We start from the raw sequence: 14,510 nt of genomic DNA on the forward strand, positions 1-14,510 counted from the left end.
GCCGCCGCGATGCAACCCCCTGCGGTGAACGGCGGGCGACGGCAGTATGTCCGGATGGATCCCCGCGACGACCGCCTGTCGACCGAGCCCGGCATCGCCCGTCCCGACGCCGTGCAGCGCCAGCGACTCGACGAGCAGACCCCCTCCGACGACGTCGTCGCCAAGATCCTCACCACGGAGGCGGCGCACCGCGTCTCGCGCCGTTGGCCGCTGATCTCCGCCACGGTCGCGCTGCTGGTCACGATCGTGCTGGCGGTGATCATCGCCTTCCGCCCCACCTCGGCGTTCTCGTTCGACGTCGAGTGGATGGACGAGGTCGTCGAGCACCGCTCGACCTTCTGGGACGTCCCCGCCCTCGTGATGAACACCGTCGGCGCCGGCATCACCGGCACCGCGATCATCCCCCTGGGCATCGTCGTGGTCCTGCTCGTGTTCCGGAGGCGCTGGGCCGCGCTCTACTACGCGGTCGCCGCCCTCGCGAGCGTCGGTCTCACGCAGCTGATCAAAGAGCTGGTGGGACGCGCCCGCCCCGAGGACATGCTGGTGACCAGCGACTACGGCTCGTTCCCCTCCGGTCACACCGCGAACGCGGCGACCACGGCGATGGTGCTCGCCCTGGTCTTCCCGCTGCTCTGGGTCTGGATCGCGGGCTTCCTCTACTCGATCGCGATGATGGCCAGCCGCACCTACCTCGGCGCGCACTGGCTGACCGACACCATCGGCGGGCTGCTGCTCGGCATCGGTGTCGCACTCATCGTCTGGGCGCCGCTGGCCGGCCGCCTGCGCACCGAGGCCGAGCTGCCGCACCCGCCGATCTGGGTGCGCGCCGCCCGCTGAGCCGCCTCTGACTGCTGATCGAGCCCGCAGCCCGCGCAGCAGGCCTATCGAGATCCCCAGGCTCCCGCAGCCGAGGCCGTCAGCTCGTGAACGCCTCCACCCCGTCGAGCTCGTTGAACGTGTACACGTGCAGCCCCTCGAGCCGGTCGCCCGCTGCCGCCTCGAGCCGCCCGACGAACGCCGTCGGGTCGAACCGCCGCCCGCGCAGCAGCCCGCCCGCCACCGACGAGCTGCGCTTCAGGAACCCGAGCGACGAGCCCACCCCGATCCGCGCCCCGAGGCTCAGGAGTCGCGTGCGCTCGACCGGACCCGGCACCCCTGCCCACACCCCGGCGGTGATGCCGCGGTCCCGCAGCCCGTCGGCGTACCCCACGACCGCGTCGACGTCGAAGCACATCTGCGTCACGATGCTGCGGACGTACGGGGCGCGCTCCCGCAGGTGCCGCTCGATGCTCTCGTCGGAGAGGTGCGGATGCCCCTCCGGGTACCCCGCGATGTCGAGCGCGATGCCCGGCGCGATCTCGACGGTGTCGCGGATCAGCTCGAGGCTCGTCGTGTAGGCGCCCGCCGCGGTCCTCGCGTCGCCCGAGATGACGAACGCCTCGTCGATCCCGGCGTCGAGCAGCCGGCCGAGCGTGCGCTCGAGGTCCGAGCGCCCGCCGATGTTGCGCGCCGCGAGGTGCGGGACGACGCGGAAGCCGCGCCCGGCGAGATCGAGGGCGCACGAGATCGTCCGCTCCGTCCCGTGCTTCGGGAGGCTCGTGACCGTGAGGGTCACCCGCGACGGATCCGCGAACGCCCGGGCCGTCTTCTCGCCGATGTCGTCGGTGGGGATGATCTCGAAGCGCGGCCTGGTCACCCGGCCAGCCTCCCACGCGGCTCCGATGTCGGAGGGTCCGCCTAGCCTGGGGGCGTCGTCGCTCGACGGCCGGAGGGAGTCGGATGTTCGTCGAAGGAGACCGTGTCGTCACGAGTCCCACCGATCTGTCGAACTGGTCGGCCTGCGAGTGGGCCGTCCTCCGGCGCCTCGACGCCGCCCTCGGCCGGTCCCCGCGGGTCGTCGTCGTCGAGGACGACATGCTCGTCCGCACCGCGCGCCTGGGCGACGAGCACGAGCGCCGGTTCCTCGCCGAGCTGAAGGAGTCGCACCGCGTCGTCGAGTTCGAGCGGCCCGAGCGCGCCGACTACGCCGCGGCGGCCGACGCGGCCGTCGAGGCCGTGCGCGCGGGCGCCGACGTGCTCTACCAGGCCACGTTCTTCGACGGGAGCTTCATCGGCTTCTCCGACTTCCTGCTCCGCACCGACGACGGCGCGTACGAGGTCTACGACACCAAGCTCGCCCGCCACGCCAAGATCCCCGCGCTGCTCCAGCTCGCCGCCTACGCCGAGCAGATGGAGGCGCGCGGCATCCGCGTCGGCCCGCGCGTGCACCTCGTCCTCGGCGACGGCTCGATCACGAGTCACGAGCTCGCCACGATCGCTCCGGTGCAGCGCGTCCAGCGTGCGCGCCTGCGGGCGGTCGTCGAGGAGCGGCTGGTCGCCTCCGAGCCGCTCGCCTGGGGAGACCCGCGCTACGTCGCCTGCGGGCGCTGCGCCCTCTGCACGCCCGAGGTGCGCGCGCACCGCGATCCGATCCTCGTCGCGGGGATGCGGGTCGACCAGCGCGCGAAGCTCGCTTTCGCCGGAGTCACGACGATCGACGCACTCGCCTCCGGAACGGGCGGTGTCCCCGGCATCAGCGCGGGTACCCTCGAGTCGCTGCGCGACCAGGCCCGGCTCCAGCTCGCCTCCGAGGCGGCACCGGGTCGTCCGCCCGTCGTCGAGCTGCTCGACGCCTCCGTCCTCGCCGCGCTCCCGCGCCCCGACCCGGGAGATGTGTTCTTCGACTTCGAGGGCGACCCGCTGTACTCCGAGGACGGTCATCAGTGGGGCCTCGACTACCTCTTCGGTCTCGTCGACGTCGACGAGCGGTTCACGGCCTTCTGGGCGCACGACCTCGCCGCCGAGCGCCGGGCTCTGATCGACTTCCTCGCAGACCTGCGCGAGCGGCGCGCGTCGAATCCCGGTCTGCACGTCTACCACTACGCCTCCTACGAGCGCACGCACCTGCTCTCGCTCGCCCAGCGCCACGGAGTCGGAGAGGAGGAGGTCGACGCGCTCCTGCGCGACGGCGTCCTCGTCGACCTCTACCCGGTCGTCCGCCGGGCCCTGCGGGTGGGCTCGCCGAGCTACTCCATCAAGAAGCTGGAGCCGCTCTACATGGGCGACGACCTGCGCGACTCCGAGGGGGTCACGAACGCCGCCGACAGCATCACCGCCTACGTCGAGGCGATCGCGCTGCGCAGCGGCCACGACCCCGGGGAGGGCGAGCGCCGACTCGCCGAGATCGCCGAGTACAACGCCTACGACTGCCGGTCGACCCTCCGCCTCCGCGATTGGCTGCTCTCCCTCGCACCCGAGCGCGACGACCTGCCGCCGCTGGTCGAGGTCGACCTCCCGGTCCCGCGCGAGCCCGATCCGGTCGCGGTCGCGCTCCTCGCCGAGATCGAGGGCGTCGAGCCCCGCGAGCGCACCCCCGACCAGACCGCTCTCGCCCTCGCCGCGGCCGCGATCGACTACCACCGGCGCGAGGCGAAGACCTTCTGGCAGGAGCACTTCGACCGCCTCCGCCAGCCGCTCGACGACTGGGCCGACGCGCGCGACGTGGTCGTCGTCGACCGCGCCGAGGTGGTGCGCGACTGGTCGACGATGCCGCGAGCGCGCACGCTCTCCCGCGAGCTCCGGCTCCTCGGGCGCCTCGCGCCGGGCAGTCGGCTGAGCGTGGGCGCGAAGCCGTTCCTGGTCTACGAGTCGCCGGCGCCGCCCGGAGCCCCGTCGCCCGGCCCGGGTCTTCGCGGAGCCTCCGATCGGAGCGAGATCCTCGCGGTCCACGACGAGGGCGACCGCGTCGTGCTGCTGCTCAAAGAGAGCATCCCCGCGGGGGAGGAGCCGCACGACGACGTCCCGGTCGCGCTGGCGCCCGCACCGCCTCCGCGGGCCGCGCCGCAGCCCGAGGCGATCGCCGAGTGGGGCGGCGAGGTGCTCGATGCGCTGCCGGCGCTCCTGCCCGACGCCGCGTTCGACGTGCTCCGCCGCACGCCCCCCGCGAGAATCGTCCCCGTCTCCGGCGGTGACGTCGTCGGCGCCGTGGTCGGGTCGCTCCTCGCCCTCGATCACGCGGCGCTCGCCGTCCAGGGCCCGCCCGGCACCGGCAAGACCTACGTCGGCTCGCACGTCATCGCCCGCCTGGTGCGCGAGCACGGCTGGCGTGTCGGCGTCGTCGGGCAGTCCCACTCCGTCGTCGAGAACGTGCTGGCCGCCGTCGTCGGCCGCGGAGTCGATCCGGCGCGGGTGCTCAAGATCCCCAAGACCGGAACCACGGCCGAGGCGCTCGCCGCGGCCTCCTGGACACCGGTCAAGAACGGAGCGGCGCTGGCCTCCGCGGCCGAGGCCGGCGGCGGCTGCGTGATCGGTGGCACCGCCTGGACCTTCGCCAACGCGGGCACGGTCCCGCGCCGCTCCCTCGATCTGCTGGTGATCGACGAGGCGGGCCAGTTCTCCCTGGCCCCGACGATCGCCGCCTCGATCGCCGCCCAGCGTCTCCTCCTGCTCGGAGACCCGCAGCAGCTGCCGCAGGTCAGCCAGGGGTCACACCCCGAGCCGGTCGACACCTCCGCGCTCGGCTGGCTCGCCGACGGGCACGACGTCCTGCCGTCCGAGTACGGCTACTTCCTCGCGCAGACCCACCGCATGCACCCCGCACTCACCGCGGCCGTGTCCGAGCTCTCCTACGAGGGCGCCCTCAGCTCGCGGGCCCCCGACGAGCGCTTGCTCGCGGGTGTGGAGCCGGGCCTGCACTCCGTCCCGGTCGAGCACCACGGAGACACCACCTCCTCGGTCGCCGAGGCGCGGCGCGTCGTCGAGATCGCCCTGTCGATGATCGGCCGCTCGTGGGTCGACGAGCACGGCCGGCGGAGTCTCACCGCGGCCGATGTGATCGTGGTCGCCCCCTACAACGCCCAGGGCGGGCTCCTCCGCGACGCCCTCGACGACGCGGGTCTCACCGAGACGGCGGTCGGCACCGTCGACCTGTTCCAGGGCCGGGAGGCGGTGGTCGCCGTCGTCTCTCTCGCCGCGTCCTCCGGCGCCGACGTCCCGAGGGGCCTCGAGTTCCTCCTGATGCCCAACCGGCTCAACGTCGCGATCTCGCGGGCGAAGTGGGCGGCCTACCTGGTCCATTCACCGGCACTCGCCGCCTCGCCCCCGACGTCGATGGTCGCGCTCGAGCGGCTGTCGCGGTTCATCCGCCTGCTCGAGGCTGCCGTCGAGTGACGGAATCAGCGGCATCAGCGCGGCGCAGCCCTCGTTCTCCTCTGTCCTCGGGCTTCTGTGCCATGGAATCCGTCGCTACGGTGGTCCCATGAGAATCCTCCTGGTCGGCGCCGGCGGCGTCGGCGACGCCATCGCCAAGATCGCCGCGCGCCGCTCCTTCTTCGAGCAGATCATCGTCTGCGACTACGAGCTCGACCGTGCCGAGCGGACCGTCGCCTGGATCGCGGAGCGGCACGGCCAGGACGGGGTCGAGAACTGCTTCGTCGCCGCCCGGATCGACGCCTCCGACGCCGAGAGCGTCGAGACCGTCGCCCGCGCGCACGGGGCGACCCACGTGATGAACGCCGTCGAGCCGAAGTTCGTGCCGACCATCTTCGCCGGGGCACTCGCCGCCGGCGCCGACTACCTCGACATGGCCATGAGCCTCTCGAGGCCGCACCCCGACGAACCGCACTCGCTCACCGGGTTGAAGCTCGGCGACGAGCAGTTCGCCGCCTCGAGCACCTGGGAGACGGCGGGGCGCCTCGCGCTCGTGGGCATGGGCGTCGAGCCCGGCCTGTCCGACGTCTTCGCGCGCTACGCCTCCGACCACCTCTTCGACCAGATCGACGAGCTCGGGGTGCGCGACGGAGCGAACCTCGTCGTCCGCGACGAGAGCGGAGCCGAGATCTTCGCGCCCTCCTTCTCGATCTGGACGACCATCGAGGAGTGCCTGAACCCACCGGTGATCTACGAGAAGGAGCGCGGCTGGTTCACCACCCCGCCCTTCTCCGAGCCCGAGGTGTTCGAGTTCCCCGAGGGCATCGGCCCGGTCGAGTGCGTCAACGTCGAGCACGAAGAGGTGCTGCTGATGCCGCGGTGGCTCGACGCGAAGCGCGTCACCTTCAAGTACGGGCTGGGGGAGGAGTTCATCGGCGTGCTGCGCACCCTCCACCTGCTCGGTCTCGACCGCACCGAGCCGCTCCGCGTGCGCTCCTCCGAGGGTCCCGTGATGGTGGCGCCGCGCGACGTGGTCGCCGCCGGCCTGCCCGACCCCGCCAGCATCGGCCCGCGGATGACCGGCAAGACCTGCGCCGGCCTGTGGGTGAGCGGCACGAAGGACGGCGCCCACCGCGAGGTGTACCTGTACCACGTCAGCGACAACGAGTGGACGATGGCCGAGTACGGCGCTCAGTGCGTCGTCTGGCAGACCGCGCTCAACCCGGTGGTCGCACTCGAGATGCTGGCGACCGGCGCGTGGTCCGGCTCGGGAGTGCTGGGCCCCGAGGCCTTCGACGCCGAGCCGTTCCTCGAGCTGATGGCCCGCCCGATCGCCGACGGCGGCTACGGCCAGACCTGGCACGTCCGCGAGGACTGACCGCCGCGCCGACCTAGGCTGGGCGCATGAGCATCGATGACGGGCTCGCCTCGGCGAGGGACGAGGCACGCGCGGCCCTCGAGGCCGCTCGCGCACTGCAGGCGCAGGCCGCGGCCGCACTCGAGCGTGCGGAGGCGGCAGCGGCGGCTCTCGAGTCCGCGAGCGGTCCCGAGGAGGCCGCGGCCGTCGTCGACGACGTACGGCTGGTCGCGGCGGTTCCGGAGAAGTCGGCGGCCGCCGCTCCGCCCGCACCCGCCGCGCCCGGCCCCCTCCCCGAGTCCGCCGTCGAAGCCGTTCGCGCCGGCTACGCCTTCGCCGGACCCGCCCTCGAGCTCGGGGCTCTCGTCAACGGCGACGCCCGCATCGACGTCCCGATCCGCCTCCCGCTCGGGATGCTCAACCGGCACGGACTCGTCGTCGGGGCGACCGGCACCGGCAAGACCAAGACGCTGCAGGTCATGGCAGAGCAGCTCTCGGCGCACGGCGTCCCGGTCTTCGCCGCCGACATCAAGGGCGACCTCTCGGGTCTCGCCACGCCCGGCACGGCGAGCGACTCCCTCCTGGCGCGCACCCGCACCATCGGCCAGAGCTGGGTCGCGGAGGCGGCGCCCGCCGAGTACTTCGCGCTCGGCGGCATCGGCACGGGCGTCCCCGTCCGCGCGACCGTCACCGGCTTCGGGCCCCTGCTGCTCTCGAAGGTCCTCGGTCTCAACCACACGCAGGAGTCGAGCCTCGGCCTCGTCTTCCACTACGCCGAGTCCGCGGGCCTGCCGCTCGTCGACCTGTCCGACCTCCGCGCCGTCCTCACCTACCTCGTCGGCGACGAGGGCAAGGCCGAGCTCGCCGAGCTGGGCGGCCTGTCGAAGGCGACCGCGGGCGTGATCCTGCGCGAGTTGATCGCCTTCGCCGACCAGGGCGCCGACGTCTTCTTCGGCGAGCCCGAGATCGACACGGCCGAGTTCCTCCGCTCGACGCCCGACGGCCGCGGCGTCGTCAGCCTGCTCGAGGTGCCAGGAGTCGCCGACCGGCCGGCGCTGTTCTCGACGTTCCTGATGTGGCTGCTCGCCGACCTCTTCAACGACCTCCCCGAGGTCGGCGACCTCGACCGCCCCAGGTTGGTGTTCTTCTTCGACGAGGCGCACCTGCTCTTCCGCGACGCGTCGAAGGACTTCCTCGCGGCGATCACCCAGACCGTGCGGCTGATCCGCTCGAAGGGGGTCGGCATCGTCTTCGTCACCCAGACGCCCAAGGACGTGCCGAGCGATGTCCTCGCCCAGCTCGGCTCGCGCGTGCAGCACCAGCTGCGCGCCCACACGCCCGACGACGCCAAGGCGCTGCGGGCGACCGTCTCGACCTACCCCGAGTCCGACTACGACCTCGGCGAGATCCTGCAGGCCCTCCCGATCGGCGAGGCCGTCGTCACCGTGATGAACGAGCGCGGTGCTCCGACCCCCGTCGCCTGGACGCGGCTGCGCGCCCCGCAGGGCTCGATGTCGCCCACACCCGAGGCGGAGCGGGAGGCGAGCGTCCAGCGGTCCCCGTTGCTCGCGCGCTACGGCACTGCTCTCGACCGCGACTCCGCTCGCGAGATCCTGACCCGCCGCCTCGACGCCGCCGCCGAGGCCGAGGAGGCCCGCACCGCCGCCGAGGTGCGCGCCGAGGAGGAGGCCGCCGCAGAGAAGGAGCGCGCCCGCGAGGAGGTCCGCCGCGCCAAGGAGCGCGCCACCGCCGAGCGCAGAGCCGACGAGGCCGCGGAGCGCTCCCGCCGCCGCACAGCCCCGCGCTCGACCTCCACCCGGACCCCGCGCCGCGACAAGACCGTCGTCGAGCAGGTCCTCGGCTCCTCGGTCGGCACGACTCTTCTCCGCGAGGTCGTCCGCGGCATCTTCGGCACGGCCCGCCGGCGCTGACGGCGGCCATCTGCGGCGTTGTCGTCGGTCGCGATACCGCCGGTATCGCTCCTTCCTCCGCCTTGCAGCTGACCTCCGTCAGCGCCGGCGGAGAGTGGTCAACGGGTTCTTTCGTCCCGCTGCCCGCTGATCGAGCATCCCTGCAGGGGGCGTACCGAGATCCACCTCCGTCAGCAGCCGAGCCGCCCGGTCCGACCACCGGCGCATTCCGCTAACGCCCGCGTGTTAGCGTCGGCAACATGCCCGAGAGCCCGACCACCCGCGACCGCATCCTCCGGGCGACCGCCGAGCTCCTCGCCGAGGGCGGGCGCGACGCCGTCTCGACCCGCGCGATCAGCACCGCCGCCGGCGTCCAGGCCCCCACGATCTACCGCACCTTCGGCGACCTCCGCGGCCTCCTCGACTCCGTCGCCGCCGCCGGATTCGGGGCCGCCCAGGCCGAGTTCGACCGCGTCGACCCGCCGGCCGACCCGGTCGACGCCCTGCGCGCCGCCTGGGACCACCACGTCGCCTTCGGCCTGGCCGAGCCCCACCTCTACGCGCTCATGTTCACCGCGCGCCCGGGGGAGGAGTCGGAGGCGGCGCGCCACGCCCGCGGCGTCCTCGCGACCCACGTCCACGCCGTCGCCGAAGCAGGCCGCCTGACCGTCGACGTCGAGCGAGCGGCGCGCCTGCTGCAGTCCGCCGCTCTCGGCTGCACCCTGACGCTCACCGCCGACGGCGACGACGAGCTCTCGGCGCGCTCCCGAGAGGCGGTCCTCGCCGCGATCACGACCCAGGAGGCGGGCCCCGCCGATCCTGCGGCCCGCGCCGTCGTCGCCCACGCGGTCGCCCTGCGCACGGCCCTGCCGACCATCGACGCCCTGAGCGCGGGGGAGCAGGCGCTCCTCGAGGAGTGGCTCGACCGCCTCGCGCACTGAGCGCACTGACGGCACTGACCGCACCGAGCGCACGGAAACAGCAAACGGCGCCGCGCGCTGGCGAGAGCGTGCGACGCCGTTCGGCGGAGGATGGGGGATTCGAACCCCCGAGGGCTTTCACCCAACACGCTTTCCAAGCGTGCGCCATAGGCCACTAGGCGAATCCTCCAGGCGCGACCGTGATCGCGACCTGAAGCACACTACCTGAAACCGACCGGCACCGCTGACCACGGGCGTCCGGCGGCTCGCAGGATCGGGTTAGACTGTTTCCCGGCTCCCCGCGTGGCGCCATCCAGGCCAACTCCCCCAGGGCGGAAACGCAGCAAGGGTAACCGGGCTCTGGCGGGTGCGCGGGGGGTCTTCTCTGTTTCCAGGGCTCTCCTCCACAGGCCGCCCCAGCTGCACGCTCTCCCATACCGAGTGCCCGCCCAGCCGTACCAGAGGCCCCCTCGGTAGGCTCTGCCCCGATGGTTCAGAGCATCTACATCTCGTCCGCCGAAGGTCATTCCGGCAAGTCCACGGTCGCCCTCGGCGTCCTCGATCGGCTCACCAGCCAGGTGCAGCGGGTGGGCGTCTTCCGCCCCATCGCGCGCTCCGCCTCCGAGCCCGACTACGTGCTCGAGATGCTGCTGGGCCACTCCGATTCGGGTCTGCCCTACGACGACTGCATCGGCGTCACCTACGAGGATGTGCACACCGACGGCGAGGCCGCGCTCTCGCGGATCGTCGAGCGCTACAAGCACGTCGAGGCGCAGTGCGACGCGGTGGTGATCCTCGGCTCCGACTACACCGATGTCGGCAGCCCGACCGAGCTCGGCTACAACGCCCGCGTCGCGGCCAACCTCGGCGCGCCCGTCCTCCTCGTGCTCACCGGCCGCGATCCCTCCCGCAGCGAGCAGCTCGGCCAGGCGCCCGCGCGGACCCCGGAGGAGATGCGCCAGATCACCGAGCTCGCCGCGGTCGAGCTGCGCACCGCACACGCGACGCTGATCGGAGTCATCGCGAACCGCGCCGATCCCGAGACGGCACCGGCGGCGGTCGAGGCGATCCGATCCGCTCTCCCCGTCCCCGTCCCGGTGTGGGCGATCCGTGAAGACCCGTTCCTGGTCGCTCCGAGCTTCTCGCGCCTCGTCGAGGTCGTCGACGGAGTCGTGGTCGCCGGCGACCCCGAGCTGCTCGGTCGCGAGGTGCTCGGCGTCGTCGTCGCCGGCATGTCGATGGTCAACGTCCTGCCGCGCTTGATGGAGGGCGGCGTCGTGATCGTCCCGGGCGACCGCCCCGAGGTCGTGCTCGCCGTGATCATGGCGCACGCCTCCGGCAACTTCCCGACGGTGTCGGGCATCATCCTCAACGGAGGATTCGAGCTGCAGGAGCCGATCGTCCGCCTCATCGAGGGCGTCGACAACAAGCTCCCGATCGTGATGACCGAGCTCGGCACCTACGACACCGCCGTGCGCGTCACCGCGGCGCGCGGTCGCCTCGCAGCCGACTCGCCCCGCAAGCGCGACACCTCCCTCGCCCTGTTCGAGGAGGCGATCGACGCGGTCGAGCTGCTCACGCTCCTCGACGTCGGCCGCTCCGAGGTCGTGACCCCGCTGATGTTCGAGTACGGGCTGATCGAGCGTGCCCGCATCGCCGACCGCCACATCGTCCTGCCCGAGGGTGGCGACGACCGCATCCTCCGCGCCGCCGCGACCGTGCTCAAGCGCGGCATCGCGCGTCTGACGATCCTCGGCGAGGAGGCGGAGGTGCGCGGTCGCGCCGCCGGGCTCGGTCTCGACATCGACGGAGCCCGCGTGCTCAGCACCCACGACCCCGAGCACCGTGCGCGCTTCGCCGACGAGTACGCGAAGATCCGCGCGCACAAGGGCATCACCTATGACCACGCCTACGACACGGTGACCGACGTCTCCTACTTCGGCACGATGATGGTGCAGCTCGGCCTCGCCGACGGCATGGTCTCGGGAGCCGCGCACACCACGGCGCACACGATCCGCCCCGGCTTCGAGATCATCAAGACCACTCCGGGCGTCTCGGTCGTGTCGAGCGTGTTCCTGATGGCCCTCGCCGACCGCGTCCTCGTCTACGGCGACTGCGCGGTCAACCCCGACCCGACCGCGACGCAGCTCGCCGACATCGCGATCTCCTCCGCCGAGACCGCGCAGCAGTTCGGCATCGACCCGAGGATCGCGATGCTCTCCTACTCCACGGGCGAGAGCGGAGCGGGAGCCGACGTCGAGAAGGTCCGCGAGGCCACCGCGCTCGTCCGCGAGCGCCGGCCCGACCTGCTCGTCGAGGGCCCCATCCAGTACGACGCGGCAGCGGATGCGGCCGTCGCCGCCTCCAAGATGCCCGGTTCGCAGGTCGCGGGGCGCGCGACGGTGTTCATCTTCCCCGACCTCAACACGGGCAACAACACCTACAAGGCGGTCCAGCGCTCGGCCGGCGCGGTCGCCATCGGCCCGGTCCTCCAGGGCCTCCGCAAGCCGGTCAACGACCTCTCGCGCGGCGCCCTCGTCCAGGACATCGTCAACACCGTCGCGATCACCGCGATCCAGGCGGCGACGCAGGCGATCGTGCCGCCGACCTCCGCCATCCCCCTGCCCGTGCGCTGACGGCCACCCGCCGCCGCGCCCCTCCCGACCCCGATCACCCCAGGAGTCCCATCGTGTCCGTCGTCCTCGTCGTCAACAGCGGTTCGTCGTCGTTCAAGTACCAGCTCATCGAGATGACCACGGAGGAGACGCTCGCCAGCGGCCTCGTCGAGCGGATCGGGGAGGAGACGGGGCGCACGAAGCACACCCGCGACGGCGAGAGCATCGAGTTCGAGGCGCCGATCCCCGACCACACCGCGGGCTTCGACGCGATGATCCGCGCCTTCGCCGAGCACGGACCGAGCCTCGACGAGTTCCCTCCGGTCGCGGTCGGTCACCGCGTGGTCCACGGCGGCAAGCGCTTCTACGAGCCCACGCTCATCACCGACCTGGTCAAGATCAACATCGAGGACCTCTCCGATCTTGCTCCGCTGCACAACCCGGCGAACCTCGAGGGCATCGAGGCCGCGCAGAAGGCGTTCCCCGAGGTGCCGCACGTCGCCGTCTTCGACACCGCCTTCCACCACACCATCCCGGCGGAGGCGTCCGCCTACGCCATCCCGGCCGAACTCGCCGACAAGCACCGCATCCGTCGCTACGGATTCCACGGCACGTCGCACAAGTTCGTCTCGGAGTCGGCCGCCGCGTTCCTCGGCCGACGCCGCTCCGACCTCAAGACGATCGTGCTGCACCTCGGCAACGGCGCCTCGGCCTGCGCGGTCGACGGAGGCGAATCGGTCGAGACCTCGATGGGCATGACCCCGCTCGAGGGCCTGGTGATGGGCACCCGCTCCGGCGATCTCGACCCCGCGGTGGTCTTCCACCTCGCCCGCAAGGCCGGCCTCTCGATCGACGAGCTCGACACCGTCCTCAACCGGCGCAGCGGGCTCCTCGGCCTCTCGGGTCGCGGCGACATGCGCGACGTGCAGGAGGCGGCCGAGGCCGGCGACGAGAAGGCCCGCGCCGCCCTCGACGTCTACTACCACCGCCTCCGCCACTACATCGGCGCCTACTACGCGCAGCTCGGCCGCGTCGACGCGATCGTCTTCACGGCCGGAGTCGGCGAGAACGTCGCCGCCGTCCGCGCCGGCGCTCTCCGCGGACTCGAGGGCCTCGGCATCGAACTCGACCCCGCCCGCAACACGAGTCCCGAGCGCGGCGCCCGCCGCATCTCGACCGACGACTCCCGCGTCGCCGTCCTCGTCATCCCCACCAACGAAGAACTCGAGATCGCCCGGCAGTCCTTGTCGGTTGTTTAGCGGCTCGCCGCTAAACAACTCGCGGTCGGCTACCAGAGGTGATTGCGGTTCGCAGAGCGTGTTGCGTCGGGCTGCCGGAAATCGCTGGCACGCGATTTCCGGTCGCGCCCTCTGCGGTGCCGATGTCCGAGCCGCTCCCTGCGCGGCTCGGCGCGGTCGGCCCGTTCACGTGGTGCGTTCTGCAGAGCGGGTTGCGTCGCGCTGTCTCGAAACGCTGACACGCGTTTCTCGATCGCGCCCTCCTCCGTCTTGAGGCAGGTCTGAGACGCCGATCGCCCGGGCTTGTTGATCGAGCCAACAGCCCGCGGAGCGGGCGTCTCGAGATCCACCGCCGCCGGCGAGGGAACACTGGACCATCGAGGCCGCCGTCCAGGGCGGGCTTCCTCGACGGTCCGGGGTTTCCTCGCCTCGACACTCCGTCCAGGCGACCGCGTCAGGGCAGCAGGCGCTCCGCACCCGCGTAGACGTTGAAGCCGGAGGCGCGGCTGAAGCCGAGGAGGGTCAGGCCCGAGCGGCGCGCCAGGTCGACGGACAGCGACGACGGCGCACCGACAGCGGCCAGCAGAGGGATCCCGGCCATCACCGCCTTCTGCACCAGCTCGAACGATGCCCGGCCCGACACCTGCAGCATCGTCCCGCGCAGCGGCAGCCGCCCCTCCCGCAGCCCCCATCCCACGACCTTGTCCACAGCGTTGTGCCGGCCCACGTCCTCCCGCAGCACCAGCAGCGATCCGTCCGCGTCGAACAGACCCGCCGCGTGCACTCCGCCCGTCCGCTCGAACACCGCCTGCGCGTCCCGGAGCCGCTCCGGTAGCTCGATCAGCAGCTCGCGCGAGACCCGCAGCGGGTCCTCCGCCACTGTCCACGCCGAGTCCGTCGTCACCGCGTCGAGGGAGGCGAGCCCGCACACTCCGCACGAGCTCGTCGTGTAGACCGACCGCTCGCGCTCGAGCAGCACCGCCTCGCGTCCGCCGCGCACGGTCGCGTCGACCACGTTGTAGGTGTTCTCGGCCGGACCGGATCCGCTCGCGCAGTACCTCATGGCGGCGAGCTGCTCGGTCGCCGTGAGCACCCCCTCCGAGACCAGGAACCCCGCGACCAGGTCGAAGTCGTCGCCCGGAGTGCGCATCGTGACGCTGAACCGCCGCCCGCCGACCCGGATCTCGAGCGGTTCCTCGACCGCGAGCACGTCCTCGCGGACGCGGGGCGGCGCCTGGGCGCGGACGGCGGTCAGGCGGGTGCGGACGACATTGCGGCTCATG

General features: G+C 72.3%; 9 protein-coding genes, 1 tRNA gene and 1 other RNA gene. 8 read left to right on the forward strand and 3 right to left on the reverse strand.

Annotated elements, in window-relative coordinates:
* Positions 1–54 precede the first annotated feature (54 nt).
* Complete coding sequence (locus ASG06_RS10570; RefSeq protein WP_082499127.1) at positions 55–837, forward strand: phosphatase PAP2 family protein; 783 nt, start codon at positions 55–57, stop codon at positions 835–837.
* Positions 838–916: 79 nt separating this feature from the next.
* On the opposite strand, the gene ASG06_RS10575 is transcribed toward ASG06_RS10570, so the two are convergent.
* Entirely contained in the window at positions 917–1,696 is a 780-nt protein-coding gene (locus ASG06_RS10575) for a methylenetetrahydrofolate reductase (protein WP_056041797.1), read from the reverse strand.
* Between the two features lie 83 nt (positions 1,697–1,779).
* Here ASG06_RS10575 and ASG06_RS10580 point away from each other — a divergent pair, with 83 nt between their 5' ends.
* From ASG06_RS10580 to ASG06_RS10595, 4 genes are all read left to right on the forward strand, one after another.
* Entirely contained in the window at positions 1,780–5,208 is a 3,429-nt protein-coding gene (locus ASG06_RS10580; protein ID WP_056041799.1) for a TM0106 family RecB-like putative nuclease, read from the forward strand.
* Positions 5,209–5,296: 88 nt separating this feature from the next.
* The gene (locus ASG06_RS10585) at positions 5,297–6,565 is read left to right on the forward strand and encodes a saccharopine dehydrogenase family protein (RefSeq protein ID WP_056041801.1); all 1,269 of its coding nucleotides are present in this window, start codon (positions 5,297–5,299) and stop codon (positions 6,563–6,565) included.
* 26 nt (positions 6,566–6,591) lie between these two features.
* A complete protein-coding gene (locus tag ASG06_RS10590) occupies positions 6,592–8,475 on the forward strand; it encodes a helicase HerA-like domain-containing protein (RefSeq protein WP_056041804.1) in 1,884 nt (627 codons plus the stop codon).
* A 239-nt stretch (positions 8,476–8,714) separates the two neighbouring features.
* Entirely contained in the window at positions 8,715–9,395 is a 681-nt protein-coding gene (locus ASG06_RS10595; RefSeq protein ID WP_056041806.1) for a TetR/AcrR family transcriptional regulator, read from the forward strand.
* 84 nt (positions 9,396–9,479) lie between these two features.
* Here the strand turns inward: ASG06_RS10595 and ASG06_RS10600 are convergent.
* Positions 9,480–9,564: transfer RNA gene (locus ASG06_RS10600), tRNA-Ser, on the reverse strand.
* A gap of 100 nt (positions 9,565–9,664) precedes the next feature.
* On the opposite strand from ASG06_RS10600, the gene ffs reads away from it, so the two are divergent.
* The 3 genes from ffs to ASG06_RS10610 all read left to right on the forward strand — a co-directional run bounded on the left by ffs (position 9,665) and on the right by ASG06_RS10610 (position 13,248).
* Positions 9,665–9,761, forward strand: an RNA gene (ffs, locus tag ASG06_RS19550) — signal recognition particle sRNA small type.
* A 101-nt stretch (positions 9,762–9,862) separates the two neighbouring features.
* On the forward strand, positions 9,863–12,010 hold the full coding sequence (gene pta, locus ASG06_RS10605) for a phosphate acetyltransferase (RefSeq protein WP_056041809.1): 2,148 nt from the start codon (positions 9,863–9,865) through the stop codon (positions 12,008–12,010).
* Between the two features lie 53 nt (positions 12,011–12,063).
* Positions 12,064–13,248 carry an acetate/propionate family kinase gene (locus tag ASG06_RS10610; protein ID WP_056041811.1) on the forward strand — a complete coding sequence of 395 codons (1,185 nt, stop codon included), beginning with the start codon at positions 12,064–12,066 and terminating at the stop codon, positions 13,246–13,248.
* Between the two features lie 433 nt (positions 13,249–13,681).
* Here the strand turns inward: ASG06_RS10610 and fdhD are convergent, their stop codons facing one another.
* Positions 13,682–14,509 carry a formate dehydrogenase accessory sulfurtransferase FdhD gene (gene fdhD / locus ASG06_RS10615; protein WP_056041813.1) on the reverse strand — a complete coding sequence of 276 codons (828 nt, stop codon included), beginning with the start codon at positions 14,507–14,509 and terminating at the stop codon, positions 13,682–13,684.
* Position 14,510: the final 1 nt, after the last annotated feature.

Origin of the sequence: Rathayibacter sp. Leaf185, assembly GCF_001423885.1 — a bacterium.
In the GTDB taxonomy this organism is placed as follows: Bacteria; Actinomycetota; Actinomycetes; order Actinomycetales; family Microbacteriaceae; genus Rathayibacter.